This window comes from Metapseudomonas resinovorans DSM 21078 (genome assembly GCF_000423545.1).
Lineage (GTDB): Bacteria > Pseudomonadota > Gammaproteobacteria > Pseudomonadales > Pseudomonadaceae > Metapseudomonas > Metapseudomonas resinovorans.
In genome coordinates, this window is record NZ_AUIE01000048.1 from 1 (window position 1) to 17,192 (window position 17,192).

20 protein-coding genes and 1 tRNA gene are annotated in these 17,192 nt (G+C 61.2%); 7 read left to right on the forward strand and 14 right to left on the reverse strand.

What is annotated here, in order from left to right; translation table 11 throughout:
* The 5 genes from G559_RS0123000 to trxB all read right to left on the reverse strand — a co-directional run.
* Positions 1-273 (reverse strand): transposase (locus G559_RS0123000; protein WP_028630515.1); only part of this gene is annotated, 273 nt, incomplete at its 3' end.
* A 106-nt stretch (positions 274-379) separates the two neighbouring features.
* Positions 380-598, reverse strand: coding sequence for a translation initiation factor IF-1 (gene infA / locus G559_RS0123005; protein ID WP_016492441.1), 219 nt, complete (start codon positions 596-598; stop codon positions 380-382).
* 100 nt (positions 599-698) lie between these two features.
* Entirely contained in the window at positions 699-1,406 is a 708-nt protein-coding gene (locus tag G559_RS0123010) for an arginyltransferase (protein ID WP_028630497.1), read from the reverse strand.
* Between the two features lie 54 nt (positions 1,407-1,460).
* Positions 1,461-2,141 (reverse strand): leucyl/phenylalanyl-tRNA--protein transferase, encoded by a 681-nt coding sequence (gene aat, locus G559_RS0123015; RefSeq protein ID WP_028630498.1) that lies wholly within the window; start codon positions 2,139-2,141, stop codon positions 1,461-1,463.
* Positions 2,142-2,180: 39 nt separating this feature from the next.
* Positions 2,181-3,131, reverse strand: a complete 951-nt coding sequence (trxB, locus tag G559_RS0123020; RefSeq protein ID WP_028630499.1) for a thioredoxin-disulfide reductase — start codon at positions 3,129-3,131, stop codon at positions 2,181-2,183.
* Between the two features lie 265 nt (positions 3,132-3,396).
* On the opposite strand from trxB, the gene ftsK reads away from it, so the two are divergent.
* From ftsK to cysG, 6 genes are all read left to right on the forward strand, one after another.
* Complete coding sequence (gene ftsK, locus G559_RS0123030) at positions 3,397-5,805, forward strand: DNA translocase FtsK (RefSeq protein ID WP_081668146.1); 2,409 nt, start codon at positions 3,397-3,399, stop codon at positions 5,803-5,805.
* Between the two features lie 29 nt (positions 5,806-5,834).
* Positions 5,835-6,461: an outer membrane lipoprotein chaperone LolA gene (lolA, locus tag G559_RS0123035; protein ID WP_028630501.1), complete on the forward strand. Its 627-nt coding sequence runs from the start codon at positions 5,835-5,837 to the stop codon at positions 6,459-6,461.
* 12 nt (positions 6,462-6,473) lie between these two features.
* Positions 6,474-7,796, forward strand: coding sequence for a replication-associated recombination protein A (locus G559_RS0123040; protein WP_028630502.1), 1,323 nt, complete (start codon positions 6,474-6,476; stop codon positions 7,794-7,796).
* A complete protein-coding gene (gene crcB / locus G559_RS0123045) occupies positions 7,796-8,170 on the forward strand; it encodes a fluoride efflux transporter CrcB (protein WP_028630503.1) in 375 nt (124 codons plus the stop codon). Before G559_RS0123040 ends, crcB begins: the two co-directional genes overlap by 1 nt.
* A 16-nt stretch (positions 8,171-8,186) precedes the next feature.
* Complete coding sequence (gene serS, locus G559_RS0123050) at positions 8,187-9,467, forward strand: serine--tRNA ligase (RefSeq protein ID WP_028630504.1); 1,281 nt, start codon at positions 8,187-8,189, stop codon at positions 9,465-9,467.
* Between the two features lie 122 nt (positions 9,468-9,589).
* On the forward strand, positions 9,590-10,984 hold the full coding sequence (gene cysG, locus G559_RS0123055) for a siroheme synthase CysG (RefSeq protein WP_028630505.1): 1,395 nt from the start codon (positions 9,590-9,592) through the stop codon (positions 10,982-10,984).
* Here the strand turns inward: cysG and G559_RS0123060 are convergent.
* From G559_RS0123060 to G559_RS0123090, 7 genes are all read right to left on the reverse strand, one after another.
* Positions 10,969-11,982: a glutathione S-transferase family protein gene (locus G559_RS0123060; RefSeq protein WP_028630506.1), complete on the reverse strand. Its 1,014-nt coding sequence runs from the start codon at positions 11,980-11,982 to the stop codon at positions 10,969-10,971. The genes cysG and G559_RS0123060 overlap by 16 nt on opposite strands.
* Before the next feature lie 85 nt (positions 11,983-12,067).
* A complete protein-coding gene (locus G559_RS0123065; RefSeq protein ID WP_028630507.1) occupies positions 12,068-13,051 on the reverse strand; it encodes a glycosyl transferase family protein in 984 nt (327 codons plus the stop codon).
* Positions 13,048-13,383 carry a TusE/DsrC/DsvC family sulfur relay protein gene (locus tag G559_RS0123070; RefSeq protein ID WP_028630508.1) on the reverse strand — a complete coding sequence of 112 codons (336 nt, stop codon included), beginning with the start codon at positions 13,381-13,383 and terminating at the stop codon, positions 13,048-13,050. Before G559_RS0123070 ends, G559_RS0123065 begins: the two co-directional genes overlap by 4 nt.
* Positions 13,380-13,682, reverse strand: coding sequence for a sulfurtransferase complex subunit TusB (gene tusB, locus G559_RS0123075; RefSeq protein ID WP_028630509.1), 303 nt, complete (start codon positions 13,680-13,682; stop codon positions 13,380-13,382). The genes G559_RS0123070 and tusB overlap by 4 nt, the downstream gene beginning before the upstream one ends.
* Positions 13,682-14,038, reverse strand: a complete 357-nt coding sequence (tusC, locus tag G559_RS0123080; protein ID WP_028630510.1) for a sulfurtransferase complex subunit TusC — start codon at positions 14,036-14,038, stop codon at positions 13,682-13,684. The genes tusB and tusC overlap by 1 nt, the downstream gene beginning before the upstream one ends.
* A gap of 1 nt (position 14,039) precedes the next feature.
* Positions 14,040-14,432, reverse strand: a complete 393-nt coding sequence (gene tusD, locus G559_RS0123085) for a sulfurtransferase complex subunit TusD (RefSeq protein ID WP_028630511.1) — start codon at positions 14,430-14,432, stop codon at positions 14,040-14,042.
* Positions 14,433-14,546: 114 nt separating this feature from the next.
* On the reverse strand, positions 14,547-15,215 hold the full coding sequence (locus G559_RS0123090; protein WP_028630512.1) for a Bax inhibitor-1/YccA family protein: 669 nt from the start codon (positions 15,213-15,215) through the stop codon (positions 14,547-14,549).
* A gap of 127 nt (positions 15,216-15,342) precedes the next feature.
* Here G559_RS0123090 and G559_RS0123095 point away from each other — a divergent pair.
* A tRNA-Ser gene (locus tag G559_RS0123095) sits at positions 15,343-15,432 on the forward strand.
* A gap of 122 nt (positions 15,433-15,554) precedes the next feature.
* Here G559_RS0123095 and G559_RS0123100 read toward each other — a convergent pair.
* Together G559_RS0123100 and G559_RS0123105 are read right to left on the reverse strand one after the other, a co-directional pair.
* Positions 15,555-16,721 (reverse strand): Arm DNA-binding domain-containing protein, encoded by a 1,167-nt coding sequence (locus G559_RS0123100; RefSeq protein ID WP_028630513.1) that lies wholly within the window; start codon positions 16,719-16,721, stop codon positions 15,555-15,557.
* A gap of 171 nt (positions 16,722-16,892) precedes the next feature.
* On the reverse strand, positions 16,893-17,192 hold a 300-nt coding region (locus G559_RS0123105; protein ID WP_028630514.1), incomplete at its 5' end, for an integrase core domain-containing protein.

Below are 17,192 nucleotides of genomic sequence, written 5' to 3' on the forward strand. Positions count from 1 at the left end.
CTCGACATTGCGCCGGCACTCGGCCTCCAGGCGACGGGAAGAGCGGATGCGCTGGAAGTAGCCGTACAGGTAGAGCTTGAGCAGGTCCGCCGGGTCGTAGGGCGGACGCCCGGTTCGACCCGGCTGCGCCTTGCTGAAACCCAGCACCTGCAGATCCAGCCGCGCCACGTAGACCTCGATCACCCGCACCAGGTGGTCTTCGGGAACCAGCTCGTCCAACGACGGCGGAAACAGGCTGTCCTGACCGCGCGCCTCTCCCTGGATGTAGCCCATAAACGACAATGCCCGTATCGATCGATACGGGCATTGTCTTCAGCTTCGACTCAGACGGCTAGGTTTTCACACAGTCTGAGATGCCGGGCTTTTTTATGACTTCCGATCAGCGAGCGCGGTAGGTGATGCGGCCCTTGCTCAGATCGTACGGCGTCAGCTCGACGCGAACCTTGTCCCCGGTGAGAATGCGGATGTAGTTTTTGCGCATCTTGCCGGAAATGTGCGCGGTGACGACGTGCCCATTTTCCAACTCCACACGGAACATGGTGTTGGGCAGGGTGTCGATGACAGTGCCTTCCATTTCGAAGCTGTCTTCTTTCGACATGCAGTAAAGCCCTCGGTATTCAGAGATGGGCCCGTCGCAGTGCGCGGCGGGCAAAAACGGCGTGCATTGTGCCCGAAAACAGCACTGCTCGCCAAGGGCTTCAGCTAAGTGTTACCCAGCGCTGATTGACGAAGAGTTCGATCGGGCGGTACTGGGTCTTGTAGTTCATCTTTCTGCAGTTCTTGATCCAGTAGCCGAGATAGACGGCCTGCAGGCCAAGACGGGCGCTTTCGCCGACCTGCCAGAGGATGGCATAGCGGCCAAGACTGCGTCGCTCCTCATCGGGGTCGTAGAAGGTGTAGACCGCGGACAGCCCGTTGGGTAAGACGTCAGTGACTGCCACGGCTTTCAGGTCGCCCATTAGGCGGAATTCATAGAAGCGGGAAAAGGGCAGGTCGCGCACCAGGAACGTGGAGAACTGGTCTCGGCTGGGTGGGTACATGTCGCCGTCTGCGTGGCGCTGCTCGATGTAGCGGACGTAGAGCGCATAGTACTCCTCGGTGAAGGCCGGGCGTACGGGGGTTATGGTCAAGTCTGAGTTGCGCTTGAGGATACGCTTCTGCTGGCGGCTGGGAATGAACTGGTCGGCGGGGATGCGCGCTGGAACGCAGGCATTGCAGCGTTGGCAGTGAGGGCGATAGAGGTGATCGCCGCTGCGACGAAAGCCCATTTCCGACAGTTCGGCATAGACGTCCACGTCCATGGGCTGGCTGGGGTCGAGGAATAGCGTGGTGGCCTGCTCCTCGGGCAGGTAGCTGCATGGATGCGGTTGAGTGGCATAAAACTTGAGGCGAGCCAGCTCGGTCATGATCAACCCCCGGGAGAACCCTTCAGCAAGTGTATGTCAGCCTGCGAGGCTCGCCTAGGCGATCCAGTCGGCGTTGTTCGGCTGATCAAGGTACAGCTGCAGGTAGCGGGAAAACTTTTCCCGGCTGATCGTGTGAGCGCCGAAGCTTTGCAGGTGCTGGGTGGGCATCTGGCAGTCGATCAGCACGAATCCCCATTGGTGCAGGTGGTGCACAAGGGTGGCGAAGCCCACCTTGGACGCGTTGTCTGTCCGGCTGAACATGGATTCACCGAAGAACAGCTTGCCGATGGCCAGCCCATAAAGGCCGCCGACTAGTTCATCGTGTTGCCAGACTTCGACCGAGTGAGCCACGCCACGGCGGTGCAGTTCAAGATAAGCGGCCTGCATCGCCGGGGTGATCCAGGTCCCGTCAGCGTAGTCGCGCGGGCCGGCACAGCCTTCGATCACCGCAGCAAAGGCTTGGTCGAAGGTCACGCGAAAGCGTTCCTGCCGCAGTAGTTTGGCAAGGCTGCGGGAGACGTGAATTTCCTGGGGTGCCAGCACCGTGCGTGGGTCGGGCGACCACCAGAGAATCGGCTGGCCTTCCTGATACCAGGGGAAGCAGCCGTGGCGATACGCCTGAATCAGGCGTTCTGGGGAAAGGTCGCCGCCGGCTGCGAGCAGGCCGTTGGGTTCGCGCATGGCGCGCCCGAGTGGCGGGAATTCGAGGGAGTCTCGTTGTAACCAGGTCAGCATGGGGGAGGGGAGGGCGGGCCTGGTGGCCCGCCTGGCCTGTCAGTTGTCGTCGAGGAACTTTTCGGCGTCCAGTGCGGCCATGCAGCCTGAGCCAGCAGAGGTAATGGCTTGGCGGTAGACGTGGTCGGCCACGTCGCCGGCTGCAAATACGCCCGGGGTGCTGGTGAGCGTGGCATTGCCTTCGAGGCCGCCCTGGACGATCAGGTAGCCGTCGCGCATTTCCAGCTGACCCTGGAACAGATCGGTGTTCGGCTTGTGGCCGATGGCAATGAACACGCCGGCCAGCGACAGCTCCTTGGTGCTGCCGTCGGCAGTGCTCTTCAGGCGCACGCCGGTCACGCCGGTGTTGTCGCCCAGCACTTCATCCAGCGTGTGGTTCCAGTGCAGGCGCACGTTGCCATTGGCGGCTTTTTCGAACAGCTTGTCCTGGAGGATCTTTTCGGAGCGCAGCTTTTCGCGGCGGTGGATCAGGTGCACTTCCTTGGCGATGTTGGACAGGTAGAGGGCTTCCTCTACCGCGGTGTTGCCGCCGCCGACCACGCAGACCACCTGGTTGCGATAGAAGAAGCCGTCGCAAGTGGCGCAGGCGGAAACGCCCTTGCCGGCGAAGGCTTCCTCGGACGGCAGGCCGAGGTACTGGGCCGAGGCACCGGTGGCGATGATCAGCGCGTCGCAGCTGTAAGTTCCGCTGTCACCCTTGAGGATGAAGGGGCGCTTCTGCAACTCGGCGGTGTGGATGTGGTCGTAGACAATCTCGGTGTCGAAGCGCTCGGCATGTTTTTGCATGCGTTCCATCAGGGCAGGACCGGTGAGGCCTTCGATGTCGCCCGGCCAGTTGTCCACTTCGGTAGTGGTGGTCAGTTGGCCGCCGGGCTGGATGCCAGTGATGACCACCGGCTTGAGGTTGGCGCGAGCGGCATAGACGGCCGCGGTGTAGCCCGCCGGGCCGGAGCCCAGGACGATCAATCGGGAATGCTTGACTTCACTCATAAAAAGGCTCCATAAGTCTTTGTCACGAAAGAGAATGCATGCTCCAATTGAGCATTACGCAAATCGTTGGCGGCTATGCTACACCGAAGCGCGAGACGTCGCCAAAACGCCGGAGCGACAATCCGTTCCCGCATGGCGTCGCGCGGGCAAATCCGTACAATGGGCCACGTTCCGAATGGGTTGGAGCCCGTGATGGCGCACTGCCAGCGGACTTTTACCCTCGACCGACTCTTGAACGCGCCGCGGGCGCAGGAAAAGACGCGTTTTGAAGAATTCCACGACTAGAGCCCAGATCCCTGTCTGGCGCCAGCAATTGCATTATCGCCTCAAGGAAGGTGCGTTGATCGCGCTAGGCGCAGTCTGCCTCTACCTGTGGATGGCGTTGCTCACCTACGATTCCTCCGATCCGGGCTGGACCCACAACAGCAACGTCGAACAGGTACAGAATGCTGCCGGCCGCCTGGGTGCCTGGTTCGCCGATATCCTGTTCATGGCCCTTGGCTATTTCGCCTATGTTTTTCCGCTGCTGCTGGCGATAAAGACGCTGCAAGTCTTCCGTCATCGCCATGAGCCCATTGACTGGAGCGGCTGGTTGTTCTCCTGGCGGCTGATCGGGCTGGTCTTTCTGGTACTGTCCGGCTCCGCGTTGGCTGATATCCACTTTCAGGACCATGCCGGGCTGCCGGCCTCTGCCGGTGGTGCCCTGGGCGAGAGTCTCAGCCATCTCGCGGTCAACGCCCTGAATGTGCAGGGCAGCACGTTGCTGTTCTTTGCACTCTTCCTGTTCGGCCTGACCGTGTTCACCGACCTGTCCTGGTTCAAGGTCATGGACTTGACCGGCAAGATCACCCTTGACCTCTTCGAGCTCATCCAGAATGCCGTCAACCGTTGGTGGAGCGCGCGCCTGGAACGCAAGCAACTGGTGGCCAAGCTGCGTGAAGTCGATGTGCGTGTGAACGAAGTCGCCGCGCCGGTCGTGCCAGACCGCCGCGAGCAGGCCAAGGTCAAGGAGCGCCTGATTGAGCGCGAGGAGGCCCTCACCAAGCACATGACCGAGCGCGAGAAGCGCCCGGCCCCAGTCATAGCACCGCCGCCGCCGCCCAAGCCGGCCGAGGCGAGCAAGCGTGTGCAGAAGGAGAAGCAAGCTCCGCTGTTCGTCGATACGGCTATCGAAGGCACTTTGCCGCCCATTTCCATTCTCGATGCCGCCGAGAAGAAGCAGAAAAGTTTCTCTCCGGAGTCTCTGGAGGCCATGTCACGCCTACTGGAAATCAAGCTGAAGGAATTCGGCGTCGAAGTGATCGTGGAATCGGTCCATCCAGGCCCGGTGATTACTCGCTTCGAGATTCAGCCGGCCGCAGGCGTGAAGGTCAGCCGCATCTCCAACCTGGCGAAAGACCTGGCCCGCTCCCTGGCGGTGATCAGCGTCCGCGTGGTGGAGGTGATTCCAGGCAAGACCACCGTTGGTATCGAGATACCCAACGAGGATCGCCAGATCGTGCGTTTCTCCGAGGTGCTTTCTTCGCCTGAGTATGACGACGCCAAGTCGCCGGTCACTCTGGCCCTGGGTCATGATATCGGTGGCAAGCCGATCATCACTGACCTGGCCAAGATGCCCCACCTGTTGGTGGCGGGTACCACTGGCTCCGGTAAGTCGGTGGGCGTGAATGCCATGATCCTGTCGATTCTGTTCAAGTCCACGCCCGAGCAGGCGCGGATGATCATGATCGACCCGAAGATGTTGGAGTTGTCCATCTACGAAGGCATCCCGCACCTGCTTTGTCCGGTGGTTACCGACATGAAGGAGGCTGCCAACGCCCTGCGCTGGAGCGTTGCCGAGATGGAGCGGCGCTACAAGCTGATGGCCGCCATGGGAGTGCGGAACCTGGCGGGCTTCAACCGGAAGGTGAAGGATGCCGAGGAAGCGGGCACTCCGTTGACCGACCCGCTCTATCGCCGCGAGAGCATGGAAGACGAAGCGCCGCTGCTTAAGACACTGCCAACCATCGTGGTCGTTGTCGACGAGTTCGCCGACATGATGATGATCGTCGGCAAGAAGGTCGAAGAGCTGATCGCCCGCATCGCCCAGAAGGCACGTGCCGCCGGCATCCACCTGATCCTCGCCACCCAACGCCCATCGGTGGATGTGATCACCGGTCTGATCAAAGCCAACATCCCGACTCGCATGGCGTTCCAGGTGTCCAGCAAGATCGACTCGCGCACCATTCTCGACCAGGGTGGCGCGGAGCAGCTGCTTGGTCACGGCGACATGCTTTACCTGCCGCCGGGCACCGGCTTGCCGATCCGCGTCCATGGCGCCTTCGTTTCCGACGACGAAGTGCATCGTGTGGTGGAGGCCTGGAAGCTACGCGGCGCACCGGACTACATCGAAGACATCCTAGCTGGCGCGGAAGAGGGCGGCGGCAGCTTCTCTGGTGGCGAGGGCAGCGAAGGCGGCAGCGAGGGCAGCGAGGACGACCCGCTCTACGACGAGGCTGTACGCTTCGTTACCGAAAGCCGTCGCGCATCGATTTCCGCAGTTCAGCGCAAACTGAAGATTGGCTACAACCGCGCCGCGCGCATGATCGAGGCGATGGAAATAGCTGGGGTGGTGAGCCCCATGAATGGCAACGGGTCGCGCGAAGTCACTGCGCCGGCACCGGTGCGAGACTGAACCGAAACGGATTTTTGACGAGGATTTCCATGCGACTGATCCGCATGCTCATGGTGGCGGTACTTGGCCTGGCGGCCCTGAATGTCCACGCCGACGACGAGGTGGCCATCAGCCGCCTGACCGAAATGCTGAACAAGGCCCAGACCATCAGTGGTCGTTTCTCTCAGCTGACCCTGGATGGTTCCGGTACTCAACTGCAAGAAACCTCCGGCGAACTCTCGCTGAAGCGGCCGGGCCTGTTCCGCTGGCATACCGATGCGCCGATGGAGCAATTGCTGGTGTCCAACGGAGAGAAGGTGTGGCTGTACGACCCAGACCTGCAGCAGGTAACCATCCAGACTCTGGATCAGCGCCTGACCCACACTCCGGCGCTGCTGCTGTCCGGCGATGTCTCGAAGATCAGTGAGAACTTCGACATCACACACAAAGAGGGCGGCGACGTGGTGGACTTCATCCTCAAGCCCAAGGCCAAGGACACTCTGTTCGATACCCTGCGCCTGTCATTCCGCAACGGTGTAATCAACGACATGCAACTGATCGACAGCGTCGGCCAGCGCACCAACATCCTCTTCCTTGGGGTCAAGATGAACCAGGCGATCGATGCCGCGCAGTTCAACTTCAAGATCCCGGAAGGCGCCGACGTCATCCAGGAATAAGCTGTAACGCCCATGGACCTCTTCCGCTCCGAACCCATCGCCCAGCCTCTGGCGGCGCGCCTGCGTGCTGCCAGCCTGGATGAGTACGTAGGCCAGGAGCACTTGCTGGCGCCGGGCAAGCCCCTGCGTGAGGCGTTGGAGCAGGGTGCACTGCACTCAATGATCTTCTGGGGGCCGCCTGGGGTCGGCAAGACGACCCTGGCCAAGTTGCTGGCCCAGGTCACCGACGCCCACTTCGAAACCATTTCTGCTGTGCTCTCCGGGGTCAAGGAAATCCGGCATTCGGTTGAAGTTGCCAAGCAGCAAGCTGCTCAGTATGGGCGCCGTACCATCCTATTCGTGGACGAGGTGCACCGTTTCAACAAATCCCAACAAGACGCCTTCCTGCCCTATGTGGAAGACGGCACCCTGATTTTTATCGGTGCTACCACCGAAAATCCGTCCTTCGAGCTCAATAACGCGCTGCTTTCTCGGGCGCGGGTCTATGTGTTGAAGAGCCTGGATGAGGCTGCCTTGCGCAAGCTGGTGGTGCGTGCGTTGAACGAGGACAAGGGGCTTGGCACGCGTAAGCTGAGCCTGCCGGACGAGAGTTTTTCCATCCTGATGGCTGCTGCGGATGGTGACGGTCGACGCCTGCTCAACCTGCTGGAGAATGCCTCCGACCTCGCCGAAGACGGCGGTGAGATCGGGGTGGAACTGTTGCAGAACCTGCTGGGCGATAGCCGTCGCCGCTTCGACAAGGGCGGGGAGGCGTTCTACGACCAGATTTCCGCCCTGCACAAGTCGGTGCGTGGTTCTGATCCGGATGCCGCGCTTTACTGGTATGCGCGCATGCTCGATGGCGGCTGCGATCCGCTCTACCTCGCCCGGCGTGTGGTGCGGATGGCCAGCGAAGACATCGGCAACGCCGACCCGAGAGCCCTTGGTCTGTGCCTGTCGGCCTGGGATGTGCAGGAGCGTCTTGGCAGCCCCGAAGGCGAGTTGGCGGTTGCCCAGGCGATTACCTACCTGGCCTGTGCACCGAAGAGCAACGCTGTCTACATGGCATTCAAGGCCGCTATGCGCGATGCCGCTGAAAACGGTTCGCTTGAGGTGCCGCTGCACCTGCGCAATGCACCGACCAAGCTGATGAAACAGCTGGGTTATGGCGAGGAGTACCGTTACGCCCACGACGAGCCCGATGCTTACGCGGCGGGGGAGGACTATTTTCCCGAGCAGCTTGAGCCTCGCCAGTACTATCAGCCGGTGCCCCGTGGCTTGGAGCTGAAGATTCGCGACAAGCTGCAGCATTTGCACAACCTCGATCGCAACAGCCCCTGGCAACGGAGAAAATAGTGATCGGACTGATTCTTGCTGTCGCCGCTGGTGGTACGGCGGGCACGTTGCTGCGATTCGCTACTGGCAATCTGGTCGCGAGCTACTGGCCACGGTACTTCTACGCCGGTACCCTTGCGGTCAATATCGTCGGTTGCTTGTTGATCGGCTATTTATATGGCTTGTTCCTGTTACGCCCTGAAGTGCCGGTGGAAATCCGTTCCGGCCTAATGGTGGGATTCCTGGGCGGCCTGACGACTTTTTCATCCTTTTCCCTCGACACGCTGCGCCTGCTGGAAAGCGGCCAGCTGCCACTGGCCCTTGGCTACGCAGCGTTGAGCGTGCTGGGTGGCCTGCTCGCCACGTGGGCCGGCCTGATACTGACGAAAATCTGAGAGACGAGAACCTGACATGCTCGATGCCAAACTGGTCCGCACCCAGCCCCGGGAAATCGCGGAACGCCTTGCCACCCGCGGCTTTGAATTGGATGTAGCGCGCCTGGAAGCGCTGGAGAACCAGCGCAAGTCCGTGCAGACCCGTACCGAACAGCTGCAGGCCGAGCGCAATAGCCGTTCCAAGTCCATTGGCCAGGCCAAGCAGCGCGGTGAAGACATCGCACCGCTGCTGGCCGATGTGGACCGCATGGGCAGTGAGCTGGAAGAGGGTAAGCGCGAACTGGAGAGCATCCAGGTCGAGCTGGACAACCTGCTGCTGAATATCCCGAACCTGCCCCATGAGTCCGTGCCCGTAGGCGAGGACGAGGAGGGCAATGTTGAAGTGCGCCGCTGGGGTACTCCGCGCAACTTCGATTTTGAGGTCAAGGACCACGTAGCCTTGGGCGAGCAGTATGGCTGGCTGGACTTCGAAACCGCCGCCAAGCTATCCGGCGCGCGTTTCGCCCTGCTGCGCGGCCCCATCGCCCGCCTGCATCGTGCCCTGGCGCAGTTCATGATCAACCTGCACGTCACCGACCACGGATACGAGGAGGCCTACACGCCTTACCTGGTTCAGGCTCCGGCACTGCAGGGCACTGGTCAGCTGCCGAAGTTCGAGGAAGACCTGTTCAAGATCTCCCGTGAAAACGAGGCGGATTTCTACCTGATCCCGACCGCCGAAGTGTCCCTGACCAATATCGTCTCCGGCGAGATCGTCGATGCCAAACAACTGCCGATCAAGTTTGTTGCCCATACACCGTGCTTCCGCAGCGAGGCCGGTGCCTCGGGTCGCGACACTCGCGGCATGATCCGTCAGCATCAGTTCGACAAGGTTGAGATGGTGCAGATCGTCGAGCCGTCCAAGTCCTTCGAGGCTCTGGAAGGTATGACCGCCAACGCCGAGCGTGTGCTGCAACTGCTCGAGCTGCCGTACCGCGTGTTGGCCCTCTGCACCGGTGACATGGGCTTCAGCGCCACCAAGACCTACGACCTGGAAGTCTGGGTGCCGAGCCAGGATAAGTACCGCGAGATTTCTTCCTGCTCCAACTGCGGCGACTTTCAGGCCCGCCGCATGCAGGCGCGCTACCGTAACCCGGAAACCGGCAAGCCCGAACTGGTACACACCCTGAATGGCTCCGGCCTCGCCGTCGGCCGTACCTTGGTCGCCGTGCTGGAGAACTATCAGCAGGCTGATGGCAGCATCCGTGTGCCCGATGTGCTCAAGCCCTACATGGGTGGTATCGAAGTCATCGGCTGATTGCCCGCCCCCTGCCAGGCAGGGGCAATGGAGCGCCCAACCGCCCGCGTCGCAGCCAGGCTGCACGCGGGCGGTGGCCGTTCAAGCTCTACCTCCACCCGTTATTGCTAGAAGGCGCTGCTATGGAATTCCTCCCGCTGTTCCACAATCTTCAAGGGCGCCAGGTGCTCGTGGTCGGTGGGGGCGAAGTGGCCCTGCGCAAGGCGCGTCTGTTGGCGGATGCCGGTGCGCGACTACGGGTGGTTGCGCCGCAGATCGACGCGCAACTGTTGGAAATGGTCGAGCAGAGTGGCGGTGAATCCCATTTGCGCGGGTACCAGGTTGTGGACCTTGATGCCTGTGTGCTGGCAATCGCGGCCAGTGATGACCAAGCGTTGAATGCCGAAGTGTCGGGCCAGGCCCAGGCGCGCGGCATTCCCGTCAACGTGGTGGATGCCCCCAAACTCTGCAGCGTGATCTTTCCCGCTATCGTCGACCGTTCGCCGCTGATAGTTGCAGTTTCCAGCGCCGGTGACGCCCCCGTCCTGGCGCGGTTGATCCGTGCCAAGATCGAAACCTGGATTCCCGCCGCTTACGGTCAACTGGCCGGTTTGGCGAAGAAGTTCCGCAACCAGGTAAAGACCCTGCTTCCTGATGTGCAGCAACGTCGGGTGTTCTGGGAGGAGGTTTTCCAGGGGCCAGTGGCCGAGCGCATGCTGGCCGGGCAGGGCGCTGAAGCTGAACGTCTGCTGGCTGAACGAGTTGCCGGAGGCGCTCCCAAGGCCCTGGGTGAGGTTTATCTGGTGGGGGCGGGGCCGGGAGATCCTGACTTGCTGACCTTCCGCGCCTTGCGCTTGATGCAGCAGGCCGATGTGGTGCTCTACGACCGTCTCGTCGCGCCGGCCATCATCGAACTCTGCCGCCGTGATGCCGAGCGCATCTATGTAGGCAAGCGCCGCGCCGACCATGCCTTGCCTCAGGATGAAATCAATCGCCTGCTGATCGAACAGGCCAAGATGGGTAAGCGTGTATTGCGCCTGAAGGGCGGTGACCCCTTCATCTTTGGTCGGGGTGGCGAAGAGATCGAAGAGCTGGCAGCCAATGGCATTCCCTTCCAGGTCGTGCCTGGCATCACTGCTGCTTCCGGCTGCTCTGCCTATGCCGGTATTCCGCTGACTCACCGCGACTATGCGCAATCCGTGCGATTCGTCACTGGCCACCTGAAGGATGGCAGTTGCGATCTTCCCTGGAGGGATTTGACCGCACCTGGCCAGACTCTGGTCTTCTACATGGGGCTGGTGGGTCTACCGTTGATTTGCGAGCAACTGATCAAGCATGGTCGCGCCGCCGAAACTCCGGCAGCGCTGGTGCAGCAAGGCACCACCAGCCGTCAGCGCGTATTTACCGGAACGCTGGCCAACCTGCCGCAACTGGTGGCTGAGCACGAGGTCCACGCCCCCACCCTGGTGATCGTGGGCGAAGTGGTAACCCTGCGCGACAAGTTGGCCTGGTTCGAGGGCGGTCAGGCCGGGGTCTGATCCCTCAACGCCACTGGCCGTGCTTTCAGATGCCCACGACCATGGGGGCGGTTGAAGTCCTGTCTCGGACCCAGAGGCACCACGCCCGTGGGATTTATCGTGCGATGGCTGGCGTAGTAGTGGTGCTTGATATGGGTGAAGTTCACCGTCTCTGCAACGCCCGGCCATTGGTACAGCTCGCGCAGCCAACCTGAGAGGTTGGGGTAGTCCTCCAGGCGCCGCAGGTTGCACTTGAAGTGGCCGTGGTAAACAGCGTCGAAGCGGATCAAGGTGGTGAACAGACGCCAATCCGCTTCTGTGACTCGCTCACCCGTCAGATAGCGTCGTGTTTCCAGGAGTGCATCCAGTTGATCCAGTTCGTCGAACAGGGCGTGGAAAGCTTCTTCGTAGGCGTCCTGGGTAGTGGCGAAGCCAGCGCGATAGACGCCGTTGTTTACGGCCGGGTAGATACGTTCGTTGAGCGCATCGATCTCGGGGCGCAGTGCTTGCGGATAGAAGTTCAGGTGGTTGCCGGTCAGGTGATCGAATGCGCCGTTGAACATCCTGATGATCTCGGATGATTCATTGCTGACGATGCTGTCGGTCTGCTTGTCCCACAGCAGCGGCACTGTCACACGGCCGCTGTAGTTGGGGCTGTCCCGCGTATTGCGCTGATGCAGGTACGCCAGTCCGTCCAGCTTGTCTCCCGTCGAGCCGAATTGCGGGTCGAAAGTCCAGCCTTGCTCCAGCATCAGCCAGCTCACCACCGATACGTCGATCAGTGATTCCAGGCCCTTCAGCTTGCGGAAGATCAGGGTTCGGTGTGCCCACGGGCAGGCAAGGGATACGTAGAGGTGATAGCGGCCCGATTCGGCGGGGAAGCCGCCGATACCTGAAGGGCCAGGCGAACCGTCGGTAGTGATCCAGTTCCGTCGCCGCGCGCTTTCACGTTGAAAGCGGCCGTCCTTGGCGGTGTCGTACCACTTGTCATGCCATTTTCCATCGATCAGCAGGCCCATGGTTGGTCTCCGAGGTGGGGTTCTGGAGCCAGTTTATCGATGGCGCTTCGATGGAAAAGCGCAATTTCGTGGTTCTAACGATCAGTCAGATCGATATCTTGCGCTCCGCCCAGAGTCGATCAGCTTCGGCAAAGGCCTCTTCTCGTGTTGAGCCCAGGCCGCGTAGGGCAAGGGCCATGGTGGAGCGAACGGCCAGACGGCCGTAATCATCTTCGCTTTCGCCGCGCCATACGGCGACCAACTGGTTGGGGTCCAGGCTGTCCGGCTTTACGTGGCGTTGCGCGGAGAGCGGCGGCCATTCTTCGTCCCAGGCGTTGCCATCGGTGGTTCCGTAGAGGTGGCAGGTGCCATCGGGATTGACTTCGACTTCACCGCCTTCCCCCTTGATCACGATGGCGTGATCGCTCAGTAGCCGGCTGGCTTCGCGGTGTTCCGCCTGGTAGCCCGGGTGGAAGATGCTCTGCAGGCCGCAGCGGGCGCCGAGCGGATTGAGGATGCGGGCAAGGGAGTGGATGGGCGAGCGCAGGCCAAGCGTGTTACGCAGGTCGATCATGCGTTGAAGTTGTGGTGCCCAGGCGCCCAGTGGAATGAACGCCAGTCGGCGCTCGTCGAGGGCATTGGCCACTTGTTGCCAGTCCTGGCAAAGCGGAATGTCCAGCAGTTCCAGTAGCTGTTCACTGTAGAGACGGCCAGCCGTATGGGCGCCGCCACCGTGGAGTAGGATGCGCACACCTCTATCGGCAAGCGCCTTGGCAGCCAACAGGTACCAGGGCAGATGTCGCTTTTTACCGGCGTAGCTCGGCCAATCCAGGTCGACGGGAATTTGTGGTGCCAGGTTCCGTTGCCGGAAGGCTTCGGTGAAGCCGGCCAGTTCCTCGGCGTTTTCTTCCTTGTGCCGCAGGAGCATGAGGAAGGCGCCGAGCTGAGTGTCTTCAACTTCGCCGTCGAGGAGCATGCCCATGGCTTCGCGGGCTTCCTCGCGGGTCATATTGCGTGCGCCGCGCTTGCCCTTGCCGAGTATTCGGACGAATTGGGCGAAGGGATGTTCCGGTGGGGTGACGAGATTCATAGGCAGTTGGTCGGCTTCGGTAGGCCGGCGAGCTTGGCGGCAAGCTTGGCCGGCGCGCCTTTGAAGAGGCGATTGAGGTGCAGGCTGTTACCCTTGTCCGGGCCGAGCTTCTGCGCCACGTACTTGACCAGCGGACGGTTGGCCGGAGAGAGCTGGAACTCGGTATAGAAACCGCGCAGCAGTTCGATGATTTCCCAGTGCTCCGGCTGCAGTTCCAGCTCTTCGCGGGCAGCTAGGGCATTGGCCACCGCTGGACTCCAGTCAGTCAGCTCTTGAAGGTAGCCGTCCTTGTCAAGCGGGATGCTGTGGCCTTCTATCAGCAATTCGCTCATAGCCAACTATTCACCTTGTCGTAGTGACAGCACAACGCGATGAAGGCCGGGTAATCCACCGCGTTCAGGCGCTCCGGCAGATCAGTCAGGGTGCGGGCGTCCAGGTCTTCGGCGAGTGCATGCAGGGTGACGGAGTCGGGCATCAACTCCAGAGCCTGGCGAGCGATGCTGCCAGGTTGAAGGGCATAGACGGCATCACCACTGAGCAGCAGGCCGTCGCCAGCTCCCAGCAGACGCAGGCAGCTACCCATCCGGCTGTCGGCAAAGGGAGAGTGAGAGAGGATGTGCAGGGTGGCCATCAGAGAGTGAGCACCTGGTCGTAGCGGTCGATAAGAGTGGTCAGGGCGCTGTCGTCGAGGACATCTACCGTGAGGTTCAGGGTGGCATTGTCCAGGCCACGCTCCTGCAGGCTGCGCGCAGAGGCGTAGAGCGACTCCACGCCGAACAGGGGGAGCGCCTGGAGGTTGGCGGTCAGGTCCTTCTGCTGGAGTGCCGTCGGCTGCTGCTGGGCGACAAGTTGGAAGACCCCGTCGTCGAGGAACAGCAAGCCGAGGGGCAAATCGAAGGCGCCACCTGCAAGGGCGATGTCCAGCGCTTCGCGGGCGCCGGGGCCGCTCCAGGGCGCCTGGCGACTGATGATCAGCATGGATTTCATCTCAGTTGCCTCCGAAGCTGACCAGGCGGTCGGCCATCTGGGCAGCTTCATGAAGCTGGCCCAGGCCGGACAGTTCCCAGCCTTCGGCCAGGTTCGCCGCGGGCCGTTCATAGCGCTGCGCTTCTTCCTGGTTCAGCACGCCGCGGCGCAGTGCCGCCGCAATGCAGACCACGCCGTCCAACTCGTGCTTGCGTACGAACTCGCTCCATTCCGCGGAGAGGTTGGGTTCATCTTGCGGGGCGACGACATTGGCGGAGGCGCTATGCACACCATCCTGATAAAAGAACAAGCGGACGATTTCGTGCCCGCCGGCCAGGCAGGCTTCAGCGAAGCGCAGGGCGCGACGCGAGGAGGGCGCATGGGGTGGCGCAAAGAGGGCGATGGCGAATTTCATGGTCGCTCGGATGACGGGAAAACTGCTGGAATGATAAGGCCAGACGCGTTCTTTTTCCCGCCCGGACAGAAAAAAGCCCGCCGAAGCGGGCTAGTCCGAGGAGTTGGTTGGCGATCAATCGTCGCTGCTGAATACGCCAATCAGTTGCAGCAGGCTAATGAACAGGTTGTAGATGGAAACGTACAGGCTGATGGTGGCCATGATGTAGTTGCGCTCGCCGCCATGGATGATGGCGCTGGTCTGGTACAGGATGCAGACCGACGAGAACACCACGAAACCAGCGCTGATCGCCAGTTGCAGGCCGCTGATGTTGAAAAAGAAGCTGGCCAGCATGGCACCGATCAGGACGAAGAACCCGGCGGTGATGAAACCGCCAAGGAAACTCATGTCCTTGCGAGTGGTGAGCACGTACGCCGACAAGCCGAAGAACACCAGGGCGGTCATGGCGAAGGCCGAGCTGACCACCTCGCCGCCGTTGGGCATGCCGAGATACATATTGAGGATCGGACCCAGGGTGTAGCCCATGAAGCCGGTCAGCGCGAAGGTGGACACGAGACCCCAGGCCGAATCACGCAGCTTCACGGTGAGGAAGAACAGCCCGTAGAAACCGATCAGCACCACAAAGATGCTGGGGTAGGGCACGCGCATCTGCTGGGCGACGTAGGCAACCAAACCGCTGAACGCAAGGGTCAGGGCCAGAAGCCCGTACGTGTTGCGCAGGATGCGGCTGACTTCCAGCTGCTCCGCCTGCGCAGGGTTGAGGGCAAAGTTCTGTTCGTTCATCGCGACACTCCCGAGATTGGTTTCCGTGACCTTGGTCAGACCTGGATATTATCAGAGGCGTGAGAAGGGCCAAATGCAAGAGTTTGACAGCGTGTTGCGTTCCGGTACTATGGCGCCCCGCGCAAGCGGAGGTGTGGCCGAGTGGTTTAAGGCAGCGGTCTTGAAAACCGCCGAAGGGGAGACTCTTCCGTGAGTTCGAATCTCACCGCCTCCGCCATCTAACTAATTGATTTCAAAGGAAAAATATTCCTGAAAACGCCAAATGGGAGCGTTTTGGGAACACTTTGGGAACAATAGACCACTGGGGGCCTGCTCGAAAGAGAGGCCCCCAGTGTCGTTTTAGAGGTCCAGGGCGCGGTTCAGCATGCCCACGATGTCGGGGCCGTCCTTGCTGATGAATTTGGCGTAGTGCTTGAAGACCATGGCCGTGGAGCTGTGCCCCAACTGGTCGGCGATCCACTCTGGTGAGGCCACGCTGCTGCTGAGGATCTGGCTGGCAAAGGTGTGCCGGCACTGGTTCGGGCCGCGGTAGCGCACGCCGGCCTTCTTTAGATGAATTTTCCACCAGCCGTTTCGCAGGTTGTCCGAGGTCGAATAGGGCTGGCCGGTACCGCCGTTGTGGAAGACGAACCGTACCTTCTGTCGCCGGATTGTCCGGTTGTCTCGCTCCGTCACCTCGATCTCTACCGGTTTCAGGTTGCCTGTCAGTTTTACCTGCGCCTGAAGTGCCCTGAGCGCCGGGGCGAGAAGGCGCACCTCTCGCGTTGAGCGGCGCGTCTTGGTGACCTTGTACTTGCTCCGCACCCTGGCCCGCCGGAACCGCACGGTGCCGGCGACCAGGTCCACGTCCTCCCAGGCCAGCGAAATGGCCTCCGACACCCTCGGCCCCGTCCAGATCATGAACTGCGCAAGGTTCAGCTCCTGGGCGCGATCGGATTCCGTGCCAAGGATCAGATCGATCTCCTCCCGGGTGAAAGGATCGGGGTCGTCCGAGTCCGGCAGCGATACCACGATGCCGTCCGTAGGGTCGTGCGCCGATCTGTTCCTGGTGCGATAGAGACGGAAGACCTGCCGAACGATGCTCAGGATCTCGCGCACCGTCTTGTTATGCAGCTTGGGCATCAGCGTGCCCTGGATCCACACCTGCAGGTCCAGGTGGTCGATCTGGTCGGCGTGGACGTGTCCCCAGCGCGGGCGTACGTGGTGCTCGATCCGGCTTTCATGGCTGCGGATGCCAGAAGCGGCCATCTGGTTGCGCTTGATACCCAGCCAGAGGTCGATGTAGTGGCCAAAGGTATTGGTCTGGATCCTGGGCGAATCCGGGAAGTGCCGGGCGTAGCTGAAGGTGCCGGCCTCGATCTCGTACTGGATGACGCCGACTATGCGCTCGGCGTTGGCGATGTTCGCCGGCGTGGCCGGGCCGGGAATCGGTTCCCGGCAAAGCTCGCCCTCGTATCGGAAGTAAATGCGGATACTATTTCCGCGGACTTCTACGCCTTCAGACATGGATTTTTCGTCCTGATCCTTGGGGCTTCTGAGTGCCAGTGATAGCGTGCTGCCATTCTTTAGATAAGGATGTCTATCTCATGACCCCTGGTGAGTTGTGGCGCCTCCTAAGCGCCGTTTGCGTTGGTGCTGTGAATCGCCCCGGCTTTTGTAGAGGCCGTTTCGTTTAAGTCAGGCCGCCATGGCCTGACCTGCTTGTTGCTGGTAGAAGTTTGCCTCAGCCTCCGCGGGCGGGATATATCCGATTGAGCTCAGCAAGCGTTGGTGGTTGTACCAGTGCACCCATTTCAAAGTCGCCATCTCAACAGCTTCGCGGCTCTTCCATGATTGACGGTAAATCAGCTCGGCCTTGTACAGCCCGTTGATGGTTTCGGCCAAGGCGTTGTCGTAGCTATCGCCCTTGCTGCCAACTGAGGGCTCAATGCCGGCCTCTGCCAGCCGCTCGGTGTAGCGAATAGAGACGTACTGGCT

What these genes read in the sequence shown, in the direction of transcription:
- G559_RS0123060 (WP_028630506.1), bottom strand. Translation starts at nt 11,982, where the DNA reads ATGGGCCTGCTGATCGATGGAAAATGGCATGACAAGTGGTACGACACC.
- cysG (WP_028630505.1), top strand. Translation starts at nt 9,590, where the DNA reads ATGGAATTCCTCCCGCTGTTCCACAATCTTCAAGGGCGCCAGGTGCTC.
- tusD (WP_028630511.1), bottom strand. Translation starts at nt 14,432, where the DNA reads ATGAAATTCGCCATCGCCCTCTTTGCGCCACCCCATGCGCCCTCCTCG.
- tusB (WP_028630509.1), bottom strand. Translation starts at nt 13,682, where the DNA reads ATGGCCACCCTGCACATCCTCTCTCACTCTCCCTTTGCCGACAGCCGG.
- G559_RS0123070 (WP_028630508.1), bottom strand. Translation starts at nt 13,383, where the DNA reads ATGAGCGAATTGCTGATAGAAGGCCACAGCATCCCGCTTGACAAGGAC.
- G559_RS0123010 (WP_028630497.1), bottom strand. Translation starts at nt 1,406, where the DNA reads ATGACCGAGCTGGCTCGCCTCAAGTTTTATGCCACTCAACCGCATCCA.
- tusC (WP_028630510.1), bottom strand. Translation starts at nt 14,038, where the DNA reads ATGAAATCCATGCTGATCATCAGTCGCCAGGCGCCCTGGAGCGGCCCC.
- lolA (WP_028630501.1), top strand. Translation starts at nt 5,835, where the DNA reads ATGCGACTGATCCGCATGCTCATGGTGGCGGTACTTGGCCTGGCGGCC.
- aat (WP_028630498.1), bottom strand. Translation starts at nt 2,141, where the DNA reads ATGCTGACCTGGTTACAACGAGACTCCCTCGAATTCCCGCCACTCGGG.
- infA (WP_016492441.1), bottom strand. Translation starts at nt 598, where the DNA reads ATGTCGAAAGAAGACAGCTTCGAAATGGAAGGCACTGTCATCGACACC.
- G559_RS0123090 (WP_028630512.1), bottom strand. Translation starts at nt 15,215, where the DNA reads ATGAACGAACAGAACTTTGCCCTCAACCCTGCGCAGGCGGAGCAGCTG.
- trxB (WP_028630499.1), bottom strand. Translation starts at nt 3,131, where the DNA reads ATGAGTGAAGTCAAGCATTCCCGATTGATCGTCCTGGGCTCCGGCCCG.
- G559_RS0123065 (WP_028630507.1), bottom strand. Translation starts at nt 13,051, where the DNA reads ATGAATCTCGTCACCCCACCGGAACATCCCTTCGCCCAATTCGTCCGA.
- G559_RS0123040 (WP_028630502.1), top strand. Translation starts at nt 6,474, where the DNA reads ATGGACCTCTTCCGCTCCGAACCCATCGCCCAGCCTCTGGCGGCGCGC.
- G559_RS0123100 (WP_028630513.1), bottom strand. Translation starts at nt 16,721, where the DNA reads ATGTCTGAAGGCGTAGAAGTCCGCGGAAATAGTATCCGCATTTACTTC.
- serS (WP_028630504.1), top strand. Translation starts at nt 8,187, where the DNA reads ATGCTCGATGCCAAACTGGTCCGCACCCAGCCCCGGGAAATCGCGGAA.